Here is a 23336-nt window from a genome sequence, read left to right as displayed (position 1 = left end):
GTGTCCGCGCTGATAAAATAATGTTACTTTTCTTTTTTCCGCTCTAATTCGAACGTGTGGCGGAGTGCAAGCCCGGATGATGGCGAGCTGCTGGGCGGATAAGTCTTCGAGAAAATAAATCGTTGCCGGGCGAACTCCCTCTCCGTCGCAGCTGTAGGTGGTGTAAATATGCATCTGTTCAGCCAGCGGACGATGCCGCGGACGTACGGATCGATTTGAATGAGAGGAAGTTCGTTTTTCGTTGGGTCGACCAGCGTTTCTCTTCCTGGAATGTCATCGTTGTAAAAAACAATTTGCTTGGCGGTTTGTTGGAGAGCTTCCATCCAGTCCGTTTCGGAAATGGTGTCAAGGTGCTGGCGTTGTTGGATGAGCGTTGCGAATGTTTGCGCAAGCCATTGTGATGTAATTCCTGTTTCCATATCCTCCGGATGAAATCCGTGACGAATCATCAATTTTGTCCATTTTTCCATATTATCCATCTCCTTTTCAAATTCGTTACAATACAACTATACAAATCGGTCTGTGACACCCTGTCACAAAGGAGGGAGAGTACGGAGATGGAAGAATACGAGTTTTTTCCGCATCAAGAAGAGCGCCGCTTGCTTGCGGAGTGGAAAAAAGAAAAAGATCGAAAACGGCGGGAAGAAATCGAAAACGAGTTGATTCATCTGTATGTTCGTTTTGGCGAGTATTTCAAAATGTCGAGCAACCCTGATCCAAAGCAGGCGAAAATGTATTTGCAAAAGGCGTTAAGGCGAAAACCGAACCATCCCGTTGCGAATTATCGGTTAGCGCATATTTACTATAACGAAGGAAGATATGCCGAAGCGGCGTATCATTTTCATCAGGCGCTTTCGGGATCGATGGAGGAATCTCTCAATGACACGCAAGAGATGTTAAGCCTTATGTTCCTTGTCAATTGCGGTATTTTTCTCGCGGCGAACGCGTTAAAGCAGATAGAAAAGATGGAAGCAAGGCCATATGATGAAGAAACGGTCGAGCGCTATCGCCAAGCGATTTTTCTCCATCGCATTGAAGATTTTCATCGCGCGCTTTATCGTATCATTACACCAGAAAGCGACGAAATTGTAACGGAGGAAACCTATTTTTCCGAGCAGGAGCTACTTTCGCCACATGAGGTGATGCTTTGCATCAGCGAACAAGACGGCTTTGTCGTTCGTTTCGGAGGCGAGTTTGTAAAACTAGAATACCAGTCGTTTTATGTGCTTGCGATGATTCTTCATAGCGAACGGCCAATGACTGGGGAAGATATCCGAAAAACGTTGTTTCAAACGTTTTTCGGCAGAGACGTTACGGATGCTGCGATTCGAAAGATATTTGAGCGACTGCGCGCACGCATTTCGTTTTGGGATGATATCATTGAAACGACCAGAATGGGAAACAAAGTGGGGCGGAGCCGAAAACAAGGCGTTTCGTATCGGATTTTTTGCCGCGCGAGCGATATGTTTCCTTGGGAGTAGGGGGATTGGATGAATATACGAAAAATATTAGAAAATAGAGGTATCGTTGTGGAAGAGTTAATAGGGGAAGGAGAAGCCTTTCGCAAGCGTTGGGAAAAGGCATTTACGGATGCCATTAGTCCACAGGAAAAACAGTCGATTTATTTTGAGCAGTTTTTGTGGCATGTATTCAGCTACGAAAAACTGCCTTGTCTTGAAGGAAAAGCGGCGATGCAAGCGTTTCATGAGGAGAATCGGTTCGTCTGTTATTTGTTTTATCAAGAAACAGAAGAAGCGTATATGCTTGTAAACGCTGAAAATTTGCGGGCGGAAGATTTGCGGCGGGAGCACGATGTGTATGTCGTCGATCCGCAGTTTACATGGACGTACGTGCAGACGCATGAAGAGTGGTGCGGGCCGTATTTTTATCGAAAATATAGCCAAGAAGGCTTCCGCTTCAACGAATAAATCGAGCAAATGGCAGATAATAGAGATGGCAGAACAGGAATCTTCCATCGCTAAAGTGTAGCGCGGACAGGGAGATTCAAGACGAGTGTTTTTTAATAGGAGATTGGTAAGAGAGTGATAAAAAGGATTATAGTAAATCGCAGATTTATTACTCGTGTCGGGCGGTTTTGCCAGAGTGGAGTTTCCGTTAGCTCAATGCGCAAGCTGGCTTTATTTTGTTTCCAGCCGGTTAAACCGTTCGTTCACTCGTTTAGTTCCGCATTTGGGTGCGAATTGTGTGGCGAAAAGATCTACTGCGTTGATCATTTCTTGCAATCGTATTTTGTACCATTTTGCCATCTTCTTAACAATAGTGATAAGTAAATGGTAGAATGAGAAAAGGAAAATTTCTTGATGATATGGAGGAAAATCGTGTGATCTATCAACTAAAAGTGCAGTTAAAAGATATTCGCCCGCCGGTATGGCGGCGGTTATTGGTGCCAGGCGATATGACGTTCGCCGAACTTCATCGCGTGCTGCAAAAAGCGTTTGATTGGGAAGACCGGCATTTGCATACGTTTTACATCACCAAGACGCGCGGAACGGCGAAATTGCGCATCGAAATCGGCAATGATGTCGGTGATAGATGGAGCAATGCGGACTATGAAGAGCATAAGGAGCGGCTTTTCGATTGGCTCGTGCAGGAGGGAGACCGCTGCTTGTATATTTATGACTTCGGTGATTATTGGGAACATGAGATCGTGCTTGAAAAAATAGTGGAGCCGCAGCCAGATCTCGTCTATCCTATTTGCCTTAAAGCGATGCGTGTTGCGCCTGAAGAAGACAGCATGGGCGAAGAGTGGAATCAAGAGGCAATCGAAACAAAGAAATTGACAGCGATGGTCAATGCCAAGCTGGCTCCGCTGCACAAAAAAGCCAGCAAGACAGTGCGAAAGAAAATGCAGAGAAAAACAGTGAAGGAAGCGCAAGCAACTAAAGAAGACGTATGGCGGGTGCTGTTGGAAAAAGCGGTGGCGTTTAACCGATTAGCGCCGTGGCAATGGATGGATGATGATGAAATTTTTCTTGTCATCGATCCAGAAACAAACGAGCGCTTGTATTGTTCCGTCATTGGCGCGCTTGGCCAGGAGCATGGCATGGTCGTATATATCGGGGAGCAAGGATACAAAAGCCTGCAGCATTTATTCAAACAGCCATATCCCGAACAAGATCCTGTTTATACACAGCGGGCGGTGCTCATTTCCTTTGCTGACCGAAATGAATTAAGCAAGGAAGACTATGAGCTCCTCCGCTCCCTAGGCATGACATTCCGCGGCAAAAAGCAGTGGCCGCAGTTTCGCAGCTTTGACCCAGGGTACTATCCGTGGACGATTTCTGAAGAGGAGGCGAAGTTGGCGACAGTGGCGCTTGATCAGGCGCTGGATGTCGCGCGGCGCGTCAGGGAAGGAGAACTTTCGCTTTCAGTGTTTCCGCAGGATGAAAAGATGTTTGCCCGCATCGGTGAAAAGAAGGATGGGAATGTCGTTTGGCGCGATGACCTCATTCCGCTTGCCGAGCTGGAAGTCGAGGAAAAATCGCCGACGTATGAACTGCTTGTCGATCCGAAATTGATTAAAATGGTGAAAAATATTGGGCAAGTATACTATGGCAGCATCGAATTTGACGCGGGATATATCAATAGACCGGTTCAAGACAAGCGCGGAGAGCGCCCGTATTTTCCGACATTTGTACTGGCGGTGGACGTGAACACTGGATTCATCATCCATAACGATTTGCTTCCGATCGAGAATGTGGCGATGCGCGTGCAAAAAAGCTTTTTGGACATGCTTCTGCGGCTCGGGAAAATACCGCGGGAAATCCGCATGAAAAAAGAAACGAAGCAAATGCTTGCTCCTGTTCTGCGCAAACTGCCGATCCGGACGATGGAAGTGCCGCGGACTCCTGCGTCCGAACATGTCCGCAGAACTTTTGAAATGTTTTAGGATGAGATTCAAGGAGGAGTCTAGATTTGGATGACAAATATAAAGAATCCATTATTATATTTTGGATGACAAATATAAAGAATCCATTAATATATTGTCGTATCAGTATGTGTACCGATTATTGACGCATTTAAAAAATATTATCCATGTCTTCCAGCAAATCAAAAATCCAGATGACATCACCAAAGAAGTGTACCGTGATTCGATTGTCAAAAAGTACGAAATTTTAGAGGATCAATTGTGGAAATTATTATCGAAGGTTTTTAAGTCTTGGGGACTCGAATTAAGCAATCCGCGTGCTTGTTACAGGCAAGCATTCAAAGAAGGATGGATTGAAAATATTGATACGTGGAACGACATTGTAAGTTCGCGTAATGCGACGGTTCATGTCTATAATGAGGATGATTATGAAAAAATTAAAAACAAGATAATAGCACAATATGTGGGGGAAATCGAAAAGCTGCTTGAAAATATAAAAAAAGAAGTGATTGATTGCGATGTATGGAATTCATGAAGATGTATATCGAAAATTATTGGACTACTTTCAACGCGAACGTGGCATTCGGAAAGTGATTTTATTTGGTTCAAGGGCCAGGGATACGGCGCGTTATAATTCGGATATTGATTTGTGTATTGATTATGAAGGAGAACAGAAAGGAAAAATTGTTCAAGATATCGATGACATTGTCGGAATTTATTCCTATGATGTACTGTTTGCCGATTTATTAAATAAAACGGCAAATTGACCGCGATGGAGTAGTGATTTACAAACGTACATAATGAGAAAGAGGGATGCAATAGTGTTAATCGCATTGGATATGGACGGGACGCTGCTCAATTCGAATGGACAGGTAAGTAGAAGAAATAAAGAGGCCATTGTGACAGCGCAAAAGCAAGGCCATATCGTGGTGATCGTGACGGGCAGGGCGTATAAAGACGCGCGCGCAGCTTCGGGATGCGGGCTTGTTTGCCCGATTATGAGTTTAAATGGCGCGGTGATGACATTAGAAGATGGGACGGTGCTTGGCGATGTGCCGCTTGACAAGGAAAAGTTGATTCCGGCGCTCGAATGGGTGCGCGCGCAGCCCGATTTATATTGCGAAATTTATACGGGAGATGCTGTCTACGTCGGGCTCCATAACCGCGCCCACCTTGAGGCGATGGCAGAAAAGGCAAGCGATATCGCGCCTGAATTAAAGCACATCGTCGAAAAGCAGTTCCAGCAGGCGCGCGTGACGTATGTCGATGACATCCGCGCCATCTGGAAGGATCGGCAAACCGTGTTTTATAAGGTGCTCATTTTTTCTCTCGATCAAGAACGTTTACAAGAAGCGGCCGCCCAGTTTGCCGGCATTTCCGGTATTACCGTCACCTCTTCGCATCCGAACAACATTGAGATTAACCATGAACAGGCGACGAAAGGACAGGCGCTTGTAAAACTGGCCGCCCATTATGGCATCGATCTGAAAGATACGGTTGTTTTCGGTGACAGCCATAACGATTTATCGATGTTCGCCGTCGCCGGATACCGCGTCGCGATGGAAAACGCCGCACCGGAATTAAAAGAAGTCAGCGACATAGTCACCGCCTCACACGAGGAAGACGGCGTGGCGATCGTGTTGGAAGAACTGATCGACAAAATGGGACATTGATTGCCATTTTAGTCACGCAGACTCTTCTGTTCCAAGCCCGAAGGTATTGGCATCAACGGGAGGGAATCGAGATCAGTGAATGGAAAGCGCTTAATATCCTCCAATCGTATTGGCATCGGTTTCTTTTGCATCCCCAAGCGATGGAAACCGCCCTTCCATCTCTCCTGTCTCAGTTAAGGAAACACGCGAGGAAAGACCGAAGGAAAGGAGAGGAAACGGTATCGGATCTTTTAAAGAAATTGGGGATATGGTAGTGTGGGTCATGGATATAAATGCCAAGGGGCTGTCCAGAAAGTCAAATCCCCATTGAAAACAAAAAATCATAAACACCGATATATCAACGTTTCTAACACATTAATGGGGGCGTCAATAATCCGTAAAAACGACTTATTAGACACCCCCATGCCCAGCATTTGGTTTTCTCTTCATCCTTTGATTGATTTTTCGAACATGCGTATCATCCTAAAAAATTTTATACCGCTAACCTGACGGGTATGAGGGGTTCCCCTCTCTCTTTTTTTGACTTCAATTGTTAAAGGAAGAAATCTACTTTTAGCTTATTTCTAGAAATCTTGTATCGAAAATTTTTAAAAAAAGTGTCTTTATTATAAAATAATGGTGCAATATTGTGTTCTGCTACTTAACACGATATACTATAAAACAGTGTACACTTTTAAACATGAAGGAGTAATGCGCCATGAATGAAAAACAACGATTAGCAACCACGTTTGTGAATCCTTCGGACAAAAAATCCGAGAAGGATTACAGTAAGTATTTCGAGCGTGTTTACATTCCGCCTTCTTTAAAAGATGCGAAAAAGCGCGGAAAAGAAGAAGTGAAATACCATAAAGATTTTGTCATTCCTGAACATTTAAAAGGAATGGGAGAAGGCAGAAAGTTTTATATTCGCACATACGGATGTCAAATGAATGAACATGATACGGAAGTGATGGCCGGTATTTTTATGCAGCTCGGATATAAGCCGACTGACAGCACAGAAGATGCTGATGTTATTTTGTTAAACACATGTGCGATCAGGGAAAACGCTGAAAACAAAGTATTTGGGGAAATTGGGCATTTGAAGCCGCTCAAAATGGAAAAGCCGGATCTTATCTTAGGTGTTTGCGGCTGCATGTCCCAAGAAGAATCTGTTGTCAACAAAATTTTAAAGCAGTACCAATATGTTGATTTAATTTTTGGAACACACAACATTCACCGCCTTCCGCATTTGTTGAATGAAGCGTACATGTCGAAGGAAATGGTCGTGGAGGTTTGGTCAAAAGAAGGCGATGTGATTGAAAACCTTCCGAAAGTCCGGAAAGGAAATATTAAAGCTTGGGTCAATATTATGTACGGCTGCGACAAATTTTGCACGTATTGCATTGTTCCGTACACTCGAGGCAAAGAACGGAGCCGCAGACCGGAGGATATTATTCAAGAAGTTCGCCACCTTGCAGCGCAAGGGTATAAAGAAATCACGTTACTTGGTCAAAACGTAAATGCCTACGGGAAAGATTTTGACGATATCAAATACGGCCTAGGCGATTTAATGGACGAGCTTCGAAAAATCGATATCGCCAGAATTCGTTTTACCACAAGTCACCCGAAAGATTTTGACGACCGTTTAATTGAAGTTTTGGCCAAAGGTGGCAACCTTGTCGATCATATCCATCTTCCGGTGCAGTCAGGCAGCTCGGAAATATTGAAATTGATGGCACGCAAATATACGCGCGAACAGTATTTAGAATTAGTGCAAAAAATTAAAAAGGCGATTCCAAACGTTTCGTTAACGACTGATATCATTGTCGGCTTTCCAAATGAGACGGATGAGCAGTTTGAAGAAACACTCTCCCTCTATCGCGAAGTCGGCTTTGACAGTGCCTATACGTTCATTTATTCGCCTCGGGAAGGAACGCCTGCTGCTAAAATGAAAGATAATGTCCCGATGGAAGTGAAAAAAGAGCGGCTGCAGCGATTAAATGCATTAGTCAACGAAATTTCCGCCCAAAAAATGAAAGAATATGAAGGCAAAGTCGTTGAGGTATTAGTTGAAGGCGAGAGCAAAAACAATCCTGACATTTTGGCAGGGTATACGAGAAAAAATAAACTAGTTAACTTTAAAGGTCCGAAATCGGCGATTGGTCAGCTTGTAAAAGTAAAAATTACAAAAGCCAAAACCTGGACTCTTGATGGAGAAATGGTGGAAGAGCAAATTGGGGTGACATTGTAATGGCGTATACGAAAGACGATATTTTAGAAAAGGCAAAAGAACTGGCGCAAATGATAGCCGAAACAGAGCAAGTTGACTTCTTTAAAAAAGCGGAAGAACAAATTAACGAAAATCAAAAAGTTCGGGAAATGATTGCCAGCATTAAAAGCCTGCAAAAACAAGCCGTCAATTTTCAGCATTTCGGAAAGCATGAAGCTCTCAAACAAGTGGAGGAGAAAATTGACAGCCTGTATGAAGAATTAGATCAAATTCCGATCGTCCAGCAATTTAAAGAATCGCAAATTGAAGTTAACGATCTTCTTCAATTAGTAGCGAATACAATTTCAAACCATGTGACAAATGAAATTATTCGCTCAACTGGAGGCAATCTGTTAACGGGTGAAACAGGCGCCCAAATTCGGAATAAACATGGATCTTGCCATTAATCGTATTAAGGTTTTCAGGCTATTTTTGAAAAAATAAAAACCGTTTGAGCTTATGAACAATCGGTATTTCTACAATTTCGGCCAACCCTCCCTCATTTTGTTTAAAGACGCGTCAGCGTCTTTTTTAATTTTTGGTACATATTTTCTGGCTCATGCATAGAATGAACTAGAAGGATTTATGAAAATATCGAGCTTGTCCTAGCGAAAATCTTTTTACGATCGTTTTGAGGAGGGTTTGGCAAATGGCAGAATATAGGGAAATCATAACGAAAGCGGTAGTAGCAAAAGGTCGAAAGTTTACTCAAGCAACACATACGATTAGTCCTGAGAAGAAACCAGCAAGTATTTTGGGTGGTTGGATTATTAACCATAAATATGATGCGCAAAAACGGGGGAAAACAGTTGAAATCGAGGGAACATATGATATTAACGTTTGGTATTCATTTGATGAAAATACGAAAACAGAAGTAGTTACAGAGCGTGTCAAGTATACAGATGTGTTAAAATTACGATATAAAGATGACAACTATTTAGATGACGAGAACGAAGTGGTTGCCCGTGTTTTGCAGCAGCCGAATTGTCTGGAAGTCACCATTTCTCCAAACGGCGAAAACATTGTGGTTCAAGTAGAAAGAGAATTTTTAGCAGAGGTCATCGGAGAAACGAAAGTGGTTGTCTCCGTCCATCCTAACAACTTGTCTGAATCCGATGAGGAATGGGATGATTGGGAAGAGGATTTAGAGGATGAAATAGAAGATTTAACGCCAGAGCTTTTAGAAGGTGAACCAGAAGAATAATGAAAAACTAGGAGGGCTGCTTCCTAGTTTTTTTATGTCAAAGATTTGATGGAAAAAACTAATTTGCGATAATCGCGCACTGGTTTCCTTGTTTTTTAGTCAAATGTTTGACGGAATAAATAATCTGCGAATAATCGTGCCCTTGCTTCCTGTTTTTTATGTCAAAGATTTGACGGGAAAAACTAATTTTGCGATAATCGCTCGCTGGGTTCCTTGTTTTTTCGGCAAATGTTTGACGGAATAAACAATCTACGAATAATCGTGCCCTTGCTTCCTGTTTTTTATGTCAAAGGTTTGGCGGAATAAACTAATTTGCGATAATCACGCACCTGTTTCTTAATTTTTTATGTCAAAAGTTTAAAGGAATAAACAAATCCGCCATTAATCATGAACATTTATGTCAAAGGTTGACGCAATAAACAAATTTGCGAATAATCATGTATGTGCTTTTTAGTTTTATTGTTTTGTCATAGGTTATTTGAGCGAATAAGTTTTTTTCGGAATAAAGAGTTTGTGCTATAATAAAAGATGTTAACTTTTACATACAGTCGGGGGATGAACATGGCACAATACACGCCAATGATACAGCAATATTTAAACATCAAGGCAGACTATCAGGATGCCTTTTTATTTTTTCGTTTAGGCGATTTTTATGAAATGTTTTTTGAGGATGCCATCAAGGCTTCTCAAGAATTGGAAATTACGTTAACAAGCCGTGATGGCGGGGGCGAGGAAAGAATCCCAATGTGCGGGGTGCCGTATCACTCAGCCTCAAGCTACATCGAACAGCTCATTGAAAAGGGCTATAAGGTGGCGATTTGTGAACAAACAGAAGATCCGAAACAAGCAAAAGGTGTTGTGAAGCGGGAAGTCGTTCAGCTCATTACACCAGGGACATTAATGGAAGGAAAAGGGCTAGGCGAGAAAGACAACCAATATATTGCTTCCGTTACGGTCTTTGAAGCGCTTTTCGGCTTAGCTTTGACAGATATTACGACAGGGGAATCATATGTCACCCTTCTCTCCACAATGGAGGACTGCTTGGGAGAGCTTTATTCCCGCCAAGTGAAAGAGATTGTAGTGGCAGATGATTTTCCTGAGAAACTAAAAAAAATGATATTAGAAAGACAGCCTGTGACATTTTCGATTGAAAAAGACGCAGCTTATCTTGAAAAATTAGACAGCATTGCAGGACATTTGCAAGATCAGCGGCTGAAAATAACGTTTGCAAGGCTATACAACTATTTAGAACGGACGCAAAAACGGACGCTTGAGCATTTGCAAAAGGTGGAGTTTTATCAATTAAATCAATATTTAAAAATTGATATGTACTCGAAAAGAAATTTGGAGCTGACCGAGACGATTCGGTCGAAAGGAAAAAAAGGCTCTCTTCTTTGGCTGTTAGATGAGACGAAAACAGCTATGGGCGCGCGTCTGCTGAAGCAATGGATTGACCGTCCGCTTATTGACAAAAAAGAAATTGAAAAGCGGCAAAATATCGTTGGAATGTTGATCGACCGCTATATCGAAAGAGAAGAACTAAGGGAATTGCTGAAGGAAGTATACGACTTAGAAAGACTGTCAGGAAAAATTGCGTTCGGAAATGCAAACGCAAGAGATCTGATTCAATTGAAAAAGTCGCTTGAAAAAATTCCTGAGATCCGCTCAATCGTTGCTTCGTTAGGAATTGCTGATTCGGAGCAAATAAAAAAAGAAATTGATCCTTGTGAAAGCTTGAAGGAGTTGCTTCAAAAAGCGATCATCGAAAACCCGCCGATTTCAGTCAAAGAGGGGAACATCATTAAGGACGGATTTAACGAAGAATTGGATCGCTACAGAGATGCAGCGAGAAACGGAAAAACGTGGATAGCAGAGCTGGAAAAGAGAGAAAGAGAGCTGACAGGAATTAAATCGCTTAAAATCGGCTACAACAAAGTGTTTGGATATTATATTGAAGTAACGAAAGCGAATCTTCATCTTTTGGATGAAGGAAGATATGAACGGAAACAGACGCTGGCCAATGCCGAACGTTATGTGACACCAGAGCTGAAAGAGAAAGAAGCGTTGATTTTAGAAGCGGAAGAAAAAATCGTTGATCTTGAGTATGAATTGTTCGTGCAAATTCGCGACGAAGTAAAGCAATATATTCCTAGATTGCAGCTCTTGGCTAAAAAGATTGCCGAGCTTGACTGCCTGCAATGCTTTGCTGTAATCAGCGAAGAACGACATTATACGAAACCGTCCTTTTCCGACTCCGAGCTTTACATTAAAGATGGTCGTCATCCAGTCGTAGAAAAAGTGATGGAATCCGAAAACTATGTTCCGAATGATTGCTGGATGAAAGAAGGAAGGAACATTCTTTTAATTACCGGTCCAAACATGTCAGGAAAAAGTACGTACATGCGGCAAATTGCTTTAACGGCTGTTTTGGCGCAAATCGGCTGCTTTGTCCCTGCCAGCGAAGCGGTTCTGCCGATCTTTGACCAAATTTTTACTAGAATTGGAGCGGCGGACGATTTAGTATCAGGGCAAAGTACGTTTATGGTGGAAATGCTGGAAGCCAAAAATGCGATTGTACATGCCACGAATCAAAGCTTGATCTTATTTGATGAAATCGGGCGCGGGACATCGACATATGACGGCATGGCGCTTGCTCAAGCGATAATCGAATACATTCACGACCACATCGGAGCCAAAACATTGTTCTCGACCCATTATCACGAATTAACCGTGCTCGGAGATGAATTGCAAAATGTGCAGAACGTCCATGTTAAGGCAATAGAGGAAAACGGAAAGGTTGTTTTTCTCCATAAAGTGGATGAAGGGGCGGCTGATCAAAGCTACGGAATTCATGTTGCTGAGCTTGCGGAGCTTCCTGAAATTCTTATCCAAAGGGCAAAAGAAATATTGAGCAAACTGGAAGGAGACAATCAGAAAGAGAAACATACACCATCCGTCATCGAGCATTCGGTGGAACGGAGCATCGAGTATTCTGCGGAGCCAAGCCAGCTTTCTTTATTCGGCGATGAAATAGCAGAGAAGAAAAAAGAGCCGGCAGGGAAAAAGCTTTCATCAAAGGAAAAAGAGGTGCTCTCCATCATTTCTTCCTTAGATCTATTGGATATGACGCCTCTTGAAGCATTAAACACACTGTATGACATCCAAAAGAAATTGAAATAGGTGATGATGATGGGAAAAATCATCCTTATGGATGCTAGTTTATCCAACAAAATTGCCGCTGGGGAAGTCGTGGAGCGGCCGGCTTCTGTTGTGAAAGAACTAGTCGAAAATGCGATTGATGCAAACAGCACAGTGATAGAAATTGAGGCGGAAGAAGGCGGTTTGAGCAAAATTCGCGTCGTGGACAATGGGGACGGAATGGAGCCAGATGATTGCGAAAAGGCGTTTAAGCGGCATGCAACAAGCAAAATTAAAGATGAAGCGGATTTATTCCGCATCCGAACTCTCGGCTTCCGGGGCGAAGCGCTGCCTTCGATTGCCGCCGTTTCTCATCTGGAAATGAAAACTAGCACTGGGGATAAACCCGGGACGAAAATTACTTTAATCGGCGGGAAGGTAACAGCAAAAGAGACAGCATCAAGTCGAAAAGGAACGGACATTACGGTCACGAACCTGTTTTTCAATACGCCGGCGCGATTGAAGTATATGAAAAGCTTGAATACGGAGCTTGGTAGAATAACCGACATAGTCAATCGCCTTGCGCTGAGCTATCCAAACATATCGTTTAAATTTACGCATAACGGCCGGCGGCTTCTATATACGAACGGAAAAGGAGATGTAAGGCAAGTTCTTGCAGCGATTTACGGGGTTCCCATTGCGAAAAAAATGTTTCCAGTCCATTTCCGTTCGCTTGATTTTGACATACGCGGCTATTTATCGTTGCCGGAAGTGACAAGAGCATCCAAAAACTATATTTCTACGATGATCAACGGGAGATTTATTAAAAATCATTCCATTACGAAGGCGGTGGAAGAAGGGTACCATACGCTCCTGCCTATAGGGCGTTTTCCGGTCGTCTATCTTCATATTGAAATGGATCCGATCTTAGTGGACGTAAATGTTCATCCTGCCAAACTGGAGGTCAGAATCAGCAAAGAAGCGGAATTATTTGAAGTCATCGCAAAAGGCATCCAGGATGCATTTAAGAAAAAAGAGCTTATCCCAACCTCTGATACAGTCAAAAAGAAAAAAGAGCACCCGGTAAACGTGCAGCAGGAGATCCAATTTGAACATCTGATCAAAGAGGAAAAACAGGATCCAGAATGGACGTTTCAACCAAAAACGGCTGACAATCAATGGAACGAAGATGATTTGTATGCGATTGATCATAGAGGAGCGGATGAAGAGCAGCAACAATCCTTTTCCTCTAAAAAAATAGCTGAACCTCCAGTTGTCAATGGAGAAGCTGAAGTACAAGAGCATTTGCCAAATAACAACGAAGAACATAAAGAGAAGGATTCGGACAATAATAGGTTGGATGAAAGCCGAGTTCCTCCAATGTATCCAATTGGACAGATGCACGGCACATACATTTTGGCGCAAAATGAAAAAGGATTATATATAATCGATCAGCATGCTGCCCAAGAAAGAATCAAATATGAATATTTTCGCGAAAAAGTTGGGGAAGTGGCGAGCGAAGTGCAGGAAATGCTTGTTCCCCTTACACTGAGCTTTTCCTCTGATGAAGTCATGGTGATCGAAGAGCATAAAGAAGAGCTGGCAAAGGTCGGAGTGTTTTTGGAGAATTTTGGACCGAACACCTATATCATTCGATCTCATCCAACATGGTTTCCGCAAGGTGAAGAAAAAGAAATTATTGAAGAGCTGATCCAGCAGGTGCTTGATGAAAAAAAGACGGATATCCACAAGCTTAGAGAAGATGCAGCCATCATGATGAGCTGCAAAGGATCAATTAAAGCGAATCAATATTTAAACAATGAAGAAATATTCGCGTTGCTAGAATCGCTAAGAAAAGCGTCAGATCCATTTACTTGCCCTCATGGCCGGCCGATCATCATTCATTTTTCCACCTATGAGCTCGAAAAAATGTTTAAGAGGGTTATGTAATAGTTTTCTGCAGCATGTAAAAGATCGTTGTCAAGTTATGAGGTAAATGGAGATGAGAGCAATGATTGGACAAGAGTTGTTTTTTTCGGATTAGAGCAGTATAAAGAGAATATGAAATCAATTGAAAAGAGTATACTCTATGATGAAAAAGGGTATAATACATTGGTGTTTTCTTAAAAATCATGATACGATGAAACAGTGAGTATTTTTTGAAAGTGTGGTCAATATGGAAGAAGAAAAGGATAGACTTGTTGTTTTAATTGGCCCAACTGCTGTCGGAAAGACGAAACTAAGCATTGAATTAGCCAAAAAATTAAACGGCGAAATTATCAGCGGCGATTCCATGCAGATTTATAAAGGAATGGATATCGGAACAGCAAAGATAAAAGAGCATGAAATGGAAGGAATCCCCCATCATTTAATTGACTTAAAGAATCCTTCGGAAGAATTCTCCGTTGCCGAGTTTCAAAAGCTTGCGAGAAAAGCAATTGCCTCGATAACTAAGCGCGGAAAAATGCCGATGATTGTTGGGGGAACAGGCTTGTACATTCAAGCGGTTCTATATGATGATTACCAATTTTCCGATATTCAATCTGACCCTGAAATAAGAAAAGAACTGGAAAATTTTTTGCATGAGCATGGGAATTTAGCATTATACGAGCGTTTACAGGAAATCGACCCTGACAGTGCGGAACGAATTCATCCAAACAATGCTAGGAGAGTCATCCGTGCTTTAGAAATTTTCTATAAAACAGGAAAAAAAATGAGTGAGCATATAAAGACGCATGAAGCAAATGAGCGCTATCATACCGCCATTATCGGCCTTACGATGGACCGCGATGTATTGTATCAACGCATTGATAAAAGAGTTGACGAAATGATTGAGGAAGGTTTGATTGAAGAAGCAAAATCGCTGTATGATTCTGGAGTTCGCGGTGTACAATCTGCGCAGGCGATTGGATATAAAGAATTATACGATTTTTTTGATGGCAAGGCTTCTCTTGCAGAAGCAATTGAAACGTTGAAAAAAAACACAAGAAGATATGCGAAAAGGCAACTAACATGGTTTCGAAACAAAATGAATGTCAAATGGTTTGATATGACTCCGCCTGTCTCGATGGAAGAAAAAGTTAGTGAAATTTTTCATTATATAGCAGGAAAGCTTCTTTCTGAGAAGAAATAATAAATTATAGAGGATATGAGGAGGACGAATGATGAAGCAACCGATAAACATTCAAGATCAAGTGTTAAATCAGTTACGAAAAGATGGCACTTACGTGACCGTGTTTTTATTAAACGGTTTCCAAATTAGAGGACAAGTAAAAGCATTTGATAATTTTACGGTCCTCATCGAATCAGAGGGAAAACAGCAGCTCATTTACAAGCATGCGATCTCAACATTTGCACCGCAAAGAAATGTACAAATTGACATTGAAGCATGACGAAAAAACCGGAGATGATCTCCGGTTTTTTCATGAGAAGGAAAGGTTTCGTGGCAGCGGTTCCGATATGTCAGGTATTTTTCTATCTTCAATCCATGTTTTCCTAATTATCGTCTAAACGCAGATAATTTGAATGGTCGTTATTTTTGCCCTTCGCTAATATTTAACTGACCTGTCCTAGAATCTGTACTTGTCCAGGCCGCAAGCCACCCAGGCTTCAGAAAAATACTGCTTAGTTTTTATGAAGACATAGATGAAAAGAAGGTTTGTACTACTTGGCTTTCAGCATAAATATTAATAATAACAACCTTTTTCCATGACATGTTCCTTTAAACAAAGTAGATGTAATTTAGAAGATAAATATAAAAATGAGGTGAAGCCTGTGGAGCGAGCGGTCACCTTCAAAAATAACGGCCAAATGAATATTGTCTTAGGACAAAGCAAAACTGAACTTGAAGGTAAGAAGGAAAAAATCACGACATATGATCTTTCCATTTCCAAAGCGGCTGTCGAACACAGTGTATTAAAAGAGATCGAACAGGAGATGGGCGCATTAGTTGGAATGGAAGAAGTGAAAAGATTATTAAAGGAAATATATGCATGGATTTTTGTGAATAAAAAAAGAGAAGAACAGGGGTTAAAAACCGGAAGGCAAGCGCTTCATATGCTGTTTAAAGGGAATCCCGGAACGGGAAAAACAACGATCGCGCGATTGATCGGAAAGCTTTTTTTCCAAATGAATGTTTTATCGAAAGGACACTTAATTGAAGCGGAGCGGGCTGATTTAGTAGGTGAATATATCGGCCATACAGCACAAAAAACGCGCGATTTGATCAAAAAATCACTTGGCGGAATTCTTTTTATTGATGAGGCATACAGTTTAGCCCGCGGAGGAGAAAAAGATTTCGGAAAAGAAGCAATTGACACCCTTGTCAAACATATGGAAGACAGACAGCATGATTTTGTGTTAATTTTAGCTGGATATCCAAGGGAAATGGATCGTTTTTTATCTTTAAATCCCGGACTCGAATCCCGTTTTCCGATCGTAGTTGATTTCCCAGACTATTCAGTCGATGAGCTGATGGAAATAGCAAAATTAATGATGAAGGACAAAGAGTATCGATTTAGCCATGGAGCTGAATGCAAATTGAAAGAGCATTTGCTAAAAGTGAAATATGCGACTCACCCAACGAACTTTTCAAATGGAAGATATGTTCGCAACATTATCGAAAAATCTATACGGGCACAGGCAATGAGGCTCCTGCTTTCTGATAAGTTTGGCAAGGAAGATTTGCTTCTTGTAAAAGAAGAAGATTTAATATTAAACGTATAAGCAGCCCCTAGGCTGCTTTGCTTGATTATTGAAAAGAATCTTTATTTAAATGGGCTTTGAAGAAAGCTCCTGTTTCATTGCTGCACATAATTTACACAAATTCGTTTATTTTTCTCACATAGTTTAGAAAAGAATGACGGCAGCCATTTAATTGGCTGAAACGATTAGAATTTGATACTCTTAACGTTGACTCAATAAATTTTTCTAGCGTTGAAGTGCGTTGATGATTTAAGTTTGATAATCTTTATTTTGACTCAATACGTTTCTGTTTTTAAAGCATACTGAAGATGATTTAGTTGAGTCCTAACATTGAACTTAGCAACGTTTCTAGTCTTGAAGTGTGCTGAAGATGATTTGAATTTGAACTCTGTACGTTTTGTTTTGAAATGTGCTGAAGATGAATTGAGTTTGATCATCCTACCTTTGAACTTAATAATGTTTCTAAAGTTGAAATGTGCTAAATGATCCTAACTTTGAACAGAGTACGTTATTGTCTTGAAGTACGCTAAGGATGATTGGAGTTTGTATCCTAATTTTGAACTTAGAAACGTTTCTAGTGTTGAAGTGTGCTGAAGATGATTTGGATTTGAACTCAGTACGTTTTGTTTTGAAATGTGCTGAAGATAAATTGAGTTTGATCATCTTACTTTTGAATTCAATACGTTTCTTTTGTCTTAAAGTGCACTAAAGATGATTTAAATTTGATAACCTTACCATTGAACCGTTTATCGAAGGTTTAATTCATAACGCATAGCTTATAAATTTGCAGCATAATTGGAGGAAGAAGACGAGTGGAAGAGAAAGAACAGGTGATTCTCGTTGGCGTCAAGTTCATGGAAACCGATGAAGAACAGTTTTTTTATTTAATGGAAGAGCTGAAATCGCTCACGGCTGCTGCGGGCGGCCAAGTCGCAGCTGTTTGCACACAAAATCGATTGAGGGCCGAACCATCTACATATATTGGAAAAGGAAAAGTTGATGAGATTAAACAGCTTATCGAAACGACAGAGGCAAATACCGTTATTTTCAATAATGAGCTGTCGCCCAGCCAGCTGCGAAATTTAGCTCGTCTGTTAGAGGTAAAAGTGATCGATCGGACTCAGCTAATTTTGGACATTTTTTCAAAAAGGGCGAAGTCAAGAGAAGGGAAACTTCAAGTTGAACTGGCACAGCTTGAATATTTGCTTCCGAGACTTTCGGGACATGGATTGAATCTATCTCGGCAAGGAGGAGGAATCGGGACAAGAGGTCCGGGAGAAACGAAGCTTGAAACGGATCAAAGGCACATCCGAAATCGCATTCACGATATAAAACAACAGCTGTCCTATATTGTTTCCCATCGCGAGCGTTATCGTTCGCAAAGAAAGAGAAATCATCAAACTCAAATCGCTCTTGTTGGCTATACCAACGCAGGAAAGTCAACGCTGTTCAATAAGCTGACAGCTGCTGATTCATTTCAGGAGGATATGGTGTTTGCCACATTGGATCCTATGACAAGGAAAATGTTTCTCCCATCCGGCATGAAGGTGCTCATGACTGATACTGTCGGCTTTATCCAGCAGCTGCCAACAAGCCTTATCGCTGCTTTTCGTTCTACGTTAGAAGAAATAAAGGAAGCAGATTTGCTTTTACATATCGTCGACAGCTCTCATCCTGACTATATTCAGCATGAAAACACTGTGAATGAATTATTAAAAGAATTAGGAACGGACGGATTGCCTGTTTTAACAGTGTACAATAAAAAAGATCAACAACTAGAGCATTTCTTTCCTTCTTTAAAGGAAGACTATATTGTCATTTCTGCTTTTTGTGACGAAGATATAGAACGGTTAAAAACAGCTATTGAAGAAAAATTAAAGAAAAAAATGCATCCTTACGTTGTCTCCGTTCCAACAGGTGATGGGAAACGTCTATCGTTGTTAAAAGCAAATACGCTCGTTTCAACCTTGCAATTTGACGAACAAAATCAGCACTATATCGTTTCTGGTCTAGTGTTTCGCGACCATCCAGTATATGATCAAATTATGAAGAATAAGTAGAAAGGGTTTTACAGATGTTTCAATATTTTACACATGGAAAAAAAATTATGGACATAGCTCAAAAAGTAGAAAAAAAAATAAAACCATTTCACGAAGAAATTGACAAAGTAGTGGAAGTAAATCAGCTTCGCGTGCTCAGAAGCTTTCAAAAGCATCGGGTGAGCGATTCCCACTTTATTCCCTCAACAGGATACGGATATGATGATATCGGCAGGGATACATTGGAAGATGTTTATGCTGATATTTTTGGATGTGAAAAAGGACTTGTCCGGCCGCAAATCATTTCTGGTACACACGCCATTTCAACGGCTCTCTTCGGCGTATTAAGGCCCGGCGATGAACTCATCTATATTACCGGAAAGCCGTATGATACGCTTGAAGAAATTGTCGGTATCCGCGGAAAGGGGACAGGCTCTTTAAAAGAATTTGGCATTTCTTATCAAACAATTGATCTGACTCCTGAAGGACGAGTTGATTTTGACCGAGTAAAAGCGGCAATCAGTGATAAAACAAAAATGATCGGAATTCAGCGTTCTAGAGGATATGATGTCAGACCGTCATTTTCCATTCAGGAAATTAAGGAAATGGTTTCTTTCATCAAATCAATCAATGAAAAAATTGTTGTTTTTGTCGATAATTGCTACGGTGAGTTTACCGAAGATCAGGAGCCGGGACATGCAGGTGCTGATCTTATTGCAGGCTCTCTTATAAAAAATCCTGGAGGAGGGCTTGTGAAAACGGGAGGATACATCGTTGGAAAAGAAGAGCTCGTGGAAGCTTGCGCGTACCGGCTCACTTCGCCAGGTATCGGAAGGGAAGCCGGTGCAATGCTTTACAGTCTTCATGAGATGTTTCAAGGTATTTTTCTCGCTCCGCATGTTGTTGGACAAGCGCTAAAAGGAGCGATTTTTACCGCTGCAATGCTGGAAGAAATCGGGTTGCGAGTCAATCCTAGCTGGAATGAGAAAAGATCAGATCTAGTTCAGTCCGTTCAGTTTGATAATGCAGATATGATGATTGCGTTTTGCCAAGCGATTCAATCTGCATCGCCCATAAACTCGCATGTAACACCGGTTCCAAATGAAATGCCGGGTTATAGCGATCAAGTCATCATGGCGGCCGGGACTTTTGTCCAAGGTTCCAGCATCGAGCTTTCAGCGGATGGACCGATTCGTCCTCCATATGTGGCATATGTGCAGGGAGGCTTGACGTTTGAACATGTCAAAATCGCTATTTTCCATGCCGTTAATGAATTAATAGAAAAACGATTAGTCGAACTATAAAAAAACATTTCATCTGGTTCAGCGTTCTGCTTACGGTTTCTAGGGTAGTTCCGATCATATTTGCCAATTCTCGATTCGTTAAATGGGCAGTCAAACGATAAAGTTTTCCTTGTAAAAAACCATGTTAAATTTTGTGACATTATATTGACATGATATCTTACATTCATCTATAATGTAGATAAGCAAAAGGAAGGAGGGGCTAAAAGAGCATGAATGATCAAGACCGCCGTTCCATGCCGTTGTTTCCAATCAGCATCGTAAAACAGCTGACGGAACTATCTGCCAGACAAATAAGATATTATGAAGAACATGGTCTTATTTCCCCTGCGAGAACGGAAGGCAATCGCCGGTTATTTTCCTTCAATGATGTCGATAGATTGCTTGAAATTAAATCGTTGATTGAGCAGGGTGTCAATATGGCAGGTATTAAGCAAATATTTGCGTATAAAGAAAACGAACAAGAAAGACAAACTTTCGAAAGATCCTCATTGGCAAAAGAAAAATCAGATTTATCTGATGCCGAACTTCGCAAACTATTAAAGGAAGAACTTCTCCATGCTGGAAGAATGAACCGTGCAACATTAAGACAAGGAGACCTTTCACGGTTCTTTCATTGATAATATCGCTATATAAATTTATTTTTTATATATGAGAGGAGAAATAATATGCCAAAGTACACAAAAGAAGATATTATTCGTTTAGTCCAAGAAGAAAACGTAAAATTTATCCGCCTGCAGTTCACTGACATTTTGGGAACGATTAAAAACGTTGAAATCCCTGTTTCCCAATTAGAAAAAGCGTTGGATAACAAAATGATGTTTGACGGATCATCTATTGAAGGATTTGTCCGCATTGAGGAATCTGATATGTATCTGTATCCTGATTTAGATACGTTTGTCATTTTCCCATGGACAGCGGAAAAAGGGAAAGTTGCCCGCTTAATTTGCGATATTTATAATCCTGATGGAACGCCTTTTGAAGGAGATCCGCGCAACAACTTAAAACGAGTGCTGAAGGAAATGGAAGAGCTCGGATTTACAGCATTTAATTTAGGTGCTGAGCCGGAATTTTTCTTATTCAAACTGGATGAAAAGGGTGAACCAACATTAGAATTGAATGATAATGGCGGATATTTTGACCTTGCGCCGACTGATTTAGGCGAGAACTGCCGCCGCGACATTGTGTTGGAGCTTGAGGAAATGGGATTTGAAATCGAAGCTTCCCACCACGAAGTAGCACCTGGTCAGCATGAAATTGACTTTAAATATGCAGATGCCATCAAAGCTTGTGATGACATTCAAACATTTAAGCTTGTTGTGAAAACCATTGCCCGTAAACACGGCTTGCACGCAACATTCATGCCAAAACCATTGTTCGGCGTCAACGGTTCAGGTATGCACTGCAACCTTTCTTTATTCCGCAATGGTGAAAATGCATTCTACGATCCAAATACAGAAGATGGATTAAGCGAAACAGCTTTACAATTCATTGCAGGTGTCATCAAACATGCAACAAGCTTTACAGCTGTGACAAACCCAACTGTCAACTCTTACAAACGTTTAGTGCCTGGCTACGAAGCTCCTTGCTATGTTGCATGGTCCGGCCGCAACAGAAGCCCGTTAATCCGGATTCCTGCATCTCGCGGCATGAGCACTCGTATTGAAGTGCGCAGCGTTGACCCATCTGCAAACCCATACCTTGCCATGGCTGTACTTTTGAAAGCTGGTCTCGATGGCATTAAAAACAAATTAACTCCGCCAAAACCAGTAGATCGCAACATTTATGTGATGACAAAAGAAGAACGCATCGAAAACGGCATTGTCGACCTTCCAGCAACATTATATGAGGCACTTGAAAACTTAAAACAAAACGAAGTCATTGTCAGTGCTTTAGGATCCCATTTATTCGAACATTTCGTCGAAGCAAAAGAGATCGAATGGGATATGTTCCGCACACAAGTGCACCCATGGGAGCGCGAACAATACATCACTCAATATTAATCCCGAAACCCCTTGACGCTCAAGCGTTGGAGGGGTTTTATATTTGTGGGTGAAAACAATAAATCTAACTTTCAATAAAAAGCACCCACAAAAATTGAAAAAAATTACTCCATAATTGATGATGAGGTGTATTCTTCATATTTACGCATCGAATCTTGATCAACCGTGAAAGCAGATTTACGGCAAATTCAATTATTCCACACAGACAGAGGCAATGAATTCAAGAACAAGACAATTGATGAAGCTCTAGATATTTTTTAGATTAATCGGTCGTTAAGCATGAAGGGTTGTCCCTATGACAACGCAGTAGCTGAAGCAACCTTTAAAATTATCAAAACAGAATTTGTTAAAAAATATTTCGGAAATTTAGACCGATTGAAACTGAAATTAGATGATTATGTTCATTGGTTTAATATATTAGAATTCATGGAACACTTGGGTATTTAAGCCCGCTGGAGTACAAAGAGAAACACCTCAAACAGAAAAAATCACCAATCATTTTTCAGATCATGTTCTTATTTTAGATCGTAGGAACCGATCGAATAGACCTAAACCAATTTTCCTGAATGAAATGTTAAATATGGTCTCACTCTTCCTTCAATTGAATGAGAAGGGAATGAGCCGGATGTTTACTTTATTAAAACAGATGGGTCATGTAAAATGGTTGATACAACATGGATTTCATTGTCGGCAGGCAAACTTTGAAATCTGTTTTAAACGGAAATAAAAAAGAGTCGTCGACCCCCAATCGTGCAAAAATCCCCGGGGGGTCGACGACTCTTTCAAATCTTCATTGAGCCCATGCAAATCAAAGATTTGATAAAAATTCCACTTTTCGCTAAAATAAAAATAACCAGTCAAGCATTAAAAATGAAATGCTTATTTAACAACGTTTTTTGGGGGTTTTTATCTTAACTATGAGGAATTGAAACATATATGCGAATCACTTGATATTACTGGTGTGACACCGTTTTTATCTTAACTATGAGGAATTGAAACAAGAAGTTCTTTCGAAAATATCTGACGAGATGAGAGTTTTTATCTTAACTATGAGGAATTGAAACAATCCAATTCCAGGAACGGAAGAAGTCTGGGGAGAAGGTTTTTATCTTAACTATGAGGAATTGAAACGTTGCT

19 protein-coding genes and 3 pseudogenes are annotated in these 23336 nt (G+C 41.1%); 19 read left to right on the top strand and 3 right to left on the bottom strand.

The genetic code is table 11. From position 1 onward, the window contains the following. Positions 1-23: 23 nt before the first annotated feature. A complete protein-coding gene (locus tag NSS70_RS11710) occupies positions 24-470 on the bottom strand; it encodes a hypothetical protein (protein ID WP_340881650.1) in 447 nt (148 codons plus the stop codon). An 87-nt stretch (positions 471-557) separates the two neighbouring features. Here NSS70_RS11710 and NSS70_RS11705 point away from each other — a divergent pair, with 87 nt between their 5' ends. The 6 genes and pseudogenes from NSS70_RS11705 to NSS70_RS11680 all read left to right on the top strand — a co-directional run bounded on the left by NSS70_RS11705 (position 558) and on the right by NSS70_RS11680 (position 5562). Beyond that, positions 558-1481 (top strand): tetratricopeptide repeat protein, encoded by a 924-nt coding sequence (locus NSS70_RS11705; protein ID WP_340881648.1) that lies wholly within the window; start codon positions 558-560, stop codon positions 1479-1481. A gap of 9 nt (positions 1482-1490) precedes the next feature. Then, positions 1491-1928, top strand: coding sequence for a DUF4275 family protein (locus NSS70_RS11700; protein ID WP_340881647.1), 438 nt, complete (start codon positions 1491-1493; stop codon positions 1926-1928). A 413-nt stretch (positions 1929-2341) separates the two neighbouring features. Further along, positions 2342-3910 carry a plasmid pRiA4b ORF-3 family protein gene (locus tag NSS70_RS11695; RefSeq protein WP_340881646.1) on the top strand — a complete coding sequence of 523 codons (1569 nt, stop codon included), beginning with the start codon at positions 2342-2344 and terminating at the stop codon, positions 3908-3910. Positions 3911-4031: 121 nt separating this feature from the next. Continuing rightward, the gene (locus tag NSS70_RS11690; RefSeq protein ID WP_340881644.1) at positions 4032-4424 is read left to right on the top strand and encodes an HI0074 family nucleotidyltransferase substrate-binding subunit; all 393 of its coding nucleotides are present in this window, start codon (positions 4032-4034) and stop codon (positions 4422-4424) included. Continuing rightward, positions 4408-4690, top strand: a pseudogene (locus NSS70_RS11685) (nucleotidyltransferase family protein). The gene NSS70_RS11690 and the pseudogene NSS70_RS11685 overlap by 17 nt, the downstream one beginning before the upstream one ends. A gap of 20 nt (positions 4691-4710) precedes the next feature. Beyond that, a complete protein-coding gene (locus tag NSS70_RS11680) occupies positions 4711-5562 on the top strand; it encodes a Cof-type HAD-IIB family hydrolase (protein WP_340881642.1) in 852 nt (283 codons plus the stop codon). Between the two features lie 90 nt (positions 5563-5652). Here the strand turns inward: NSS70_RS11680 and NSS70_RS11675 are convergent, their stop codons facing one another. Beyond that, positions 5653-5826, bottom strand: coding sequence for a hypothetical protein (locus NSS70_RS11675; protein ID WP_340881640.1), 174 nt, complete (start codon positions 5824-5826; stop codon positions 5653-5655). 433 nt (positions 5827-6259) lie between these two features. On the opposite strand from NSS70_RS11675, the gene miaB reads away from it, so the two are divergent. The 10 genes from miaB (at position 6260) to NSS70_RS11625 (ending at position 20199) form a co-directional block, all read left to right on the top strand. Beyond that, positions 6260-7792, top strand: coding sequence for a tRNA (N6-isopentenyl adenosine(37)-C2)-methylthiotransferase MiaB (gene miaB, locus NSS70_RS11670; RefSeq protein ID WP_094246007.1), 1533 nt, complete (start codon positions 6260-6262; stop codon positions 7790-7792). Beyond that, on the top strand, positions 7792-8217 hold the full coding sequence (locus tag NSS70_RS11665) for a RicAFT regulatory complex protein RicA family protein (protein WP_063386735.1): 426 nt from the start codon (positions 7792-7794) through the stop codon (positions 8215-8217). Before miaB ends, NSS70_RS11665 begins: the two co-directional genes overlap by 1 nt. A 242-nt stretch (positions 8218-8459) precedes the next feature. Next, positions 8460-9014 carry an outer spore coat protein CotE gene (gene cotE / locus NSS70_RS11660; protein ID WP_063386736.1) on the top strand — a complete coding sequence of 185 codons (555 nt, stop codon included), beginning with the start codon at positions 8460-8462 and terminating at the stop codon, positions 9012-9014. 561 nt (positions 9015-9575) lie between these two features. Continuing rightward, a complete protein-coding gene (gene mutS / locus NSS70_RS11655; protein ID WP_311066214.1) occupies positions 9576-12194 on the top strand; it encodes a DNA mismatch repair protein MutS in 2619 nt (872 codons plus the stop codon). Between the two features lie 9 nt (positions 12195-12203). Continuing rightward, positions 12204-14102, top strand: coding sequence for a DNA mismatch repair endonuclease MutL (mutL, locus tag NSS70_RS11650; protein WP_340881638.1), 1899 nt, complete (start codon positions 12204-12206; stop codon positions 14100-14102). Between the two features lie 226 nt (positions 14103-14328). Next, entirely contained in the window at positions 14329-15285 is a 957-nt protein-coding gene (gene miaA, locus NSS70_RS11645) for a tRNA (adenosine(37)-N6)-dimethylallyltransferase MiaA (protein WP_340881636.1), read from the top strand. Between the two features lie 31 nt (positions 15286-15316). Beyond that, on the top strand, positions 15317-15544 hold the full coding sequence (gene hfq / locus NSS70_RS11640) for an RNA chaperone Hfq (RefSeq protein WP_066246428.1): 228 nt from the start codon (positions 15317-15319) through the stop codon (positions 15542-15544). A gap of 418 nt (positions 15545-15962) precedes the next feature. After that, the gene (gene spoVK / locus NSS70_RS11635) at positions 15963-16877 is read left to right on the top strand and encodes a stage V sporulation protein K (protein ID WP_340882523.1); all 915 of its coding nucleotides are present in this window, start codon (positions 15963-15965) and stop codon (positions 16875-16877) included. 791 nt (positions 16878-17668) lie between these two features. Beyond that, positions 17669-18916 (top strand): GTPase HflX, encoded by a 1248-nt coding sequence (gene hflX / locus NSS70_RS11630; protein WP_340881634.1) that lies wholly within the window; start codon positions 17669-17671, stop codon positions 18914-18916. A 14-nt stretch (positions 18917-18930) separates the two neighbouring features. Further along, entirely contained in the window at positions 18931-20199 is a 1269-nt protein-coding gene (locus NSS70_RS11625; protein WP_063386742.1) for a methionine gamma-lyase family protein, read from the top strand. 7 nt (positions 20200-20206) lie between these two features. Here the strand turns inward: NSS70_RS11625 and NSS70_RS11620 are convergent. After that, a pseudogene (locus tag NSS70_RS11620) lies at positions 20207-20311 on the bottom strand (helix-turn-helix domain-containing protein); the annotation flags it as partial. 97 nt (positions 20312-20408) lie between these two features. Between NSS70_RS11620 and NSS70_RS11615 the strand changes: the two are divergent. The 3 genes and pseudogenes from NSS70_RS11615 to NSS70_RS11605 form a co-directional block, all read left to right on the top strand. Continuing rightward, positions 20409-20816: a MerR family transcriptional regulator gene (locus NSS70_RS11615; protein ID WP_063386743.1), complete on the top strand. Its 408-nt coding sequence runs from the start codon at positions 20409-20411 to the stop codon at positions 20814-20816. A gap of 48 nt (positions 20817-20864) precedes the next feature. After that, positions 20865-22199 (top strand): type I glutamate--ammonia ligase, encoded by a 1335-nt coding sequence (glnA, locus tag NSS70_RS11610; protein WP_063386744.1) that lies wholly within the window; start codon positions 20865-20867, stop codon positions 22197-22199. A gap of 165 nt (positions 22200-22364) precedes the next feature. Beyond that, positions 22365-22723, top strand: a pseudogene (locus tag NSS70_RS11605) (IS3 family transposase); the annotation flags it as partial. Positions 22724-23336 lie beyond the last annotated feature (613 nt).

Origin of the sequence: Aeribacillus sp. FSL K6-2848 (genome assembly GCF_038004325.1) — a bacterium.
In the GTDB taxonomy this organism is placed as follows: Bacteria; Bacillota; Bacilli; order Bacillales; family Aeribacillaceae; genus Aeribacillus; species Aeribacillus composti.
This window is presented reverse-complemented; position numbering and strand designations above follow the sequence as displayed.

Bases quoted from the DNA above. Each gene is read 5' to 3' on its own strand.
- NSS70_RS11710 (WP_340881650.1), bottom strand. From the start codon at position 470: ATGGAAAAATGGACAAAATTGATGATTCGTCACGGATTTCATCCGGAG.
- NSS70_RS11705 (WP_340881648.1), top strand. From the start codon at position 558: ATGGAAGAATACGAGTTTTTTCCGCATCAAGAAGAGCGCCGCTTGCTT.
- NSS70_RS11700 (WP_340881647.1), top strand. From the start codon at position 1,491: ATGAATATACGAAAAATATTAGAAAATAGAGGTATCGTTGTGGAAGAG.
- NSS70_RS11675 (WP_340881640.1), bottom strand. From the start codon at position 5,826: ATGACCCACACTACCATATCCCCAATTTCTTTAAAAGATCCGATACCG.
- miaB (WP_094246007.1), top strand. From the start codon at position 6,260: ATGAATGAAAAACAACGATTAGCAACCACGTTTGTGAATCCTTCGGAC.
- NSS70_RS11665 (WP_063386735.1), top strand. From the start codon at position 7,792: ATGGCGTATACGAAAGACGATATTTTAGAAAAGGCAAAAGAACTGGCG.
- cotE (WP_063386736.1), top strand. From the start codon at position 8,460: ATGGCAGAATATAGGGAAATCATAACGAAAGCGGTAGTAGCAAAAGGT.
- mutS (WP_311066214.1), top strand. From the start codon at position 9,576: ATGGCACAATACACGCCAATGATACAGCAATATTTAAACATCAAGGCA.
- mutL (WP_340881638.1), top strand. From the start codon at position 12,204: ATGGGAAAAATCATCCTTATGGATGCTAGTTTATCCAACAAAATTGCC.
- miaA (WP_340881636.1), top strand. From the start codon at position 14,329: ATGGAAGAAGAAAAGGATAGACTTGTTGTTTTAATTGGCCCAACTGCT.
- hfq (WP_066246428.1), top strand. From the start codon at position 15,317: ATGAAGCAACCGATAAACATTCAAGATCAAGTGTTAAATCAGTTACGA.
- spoVK (WP_340882523.1), top strand. From the start codon at position 15,963: ATGAATATTGTCTTAGGACAAAGCAAAACTGAACTTGAAGGTAAGAAG.
- NSS70_RS11625 (WP_063386742.1), top strand. From the start codon at position 18,931: ATGTTTCAATATTTTACACATGGAAAAAAAATTATGGACATAGCTCAA.
- NSS70_RS11615 (WP_063386743.1), top strand. From the start codon at position 20,409: ATGAATGATCAAGACCGCCGTTCCATGCCGTTGTTTCCAATCAGCATC.
- glnA (WP_063386744.1), top strand. From the start codon at position 20,865: ATGCCAAAGTACACAAAAGAAGATATTATTCGTTTAGTCCAAGAAGAA.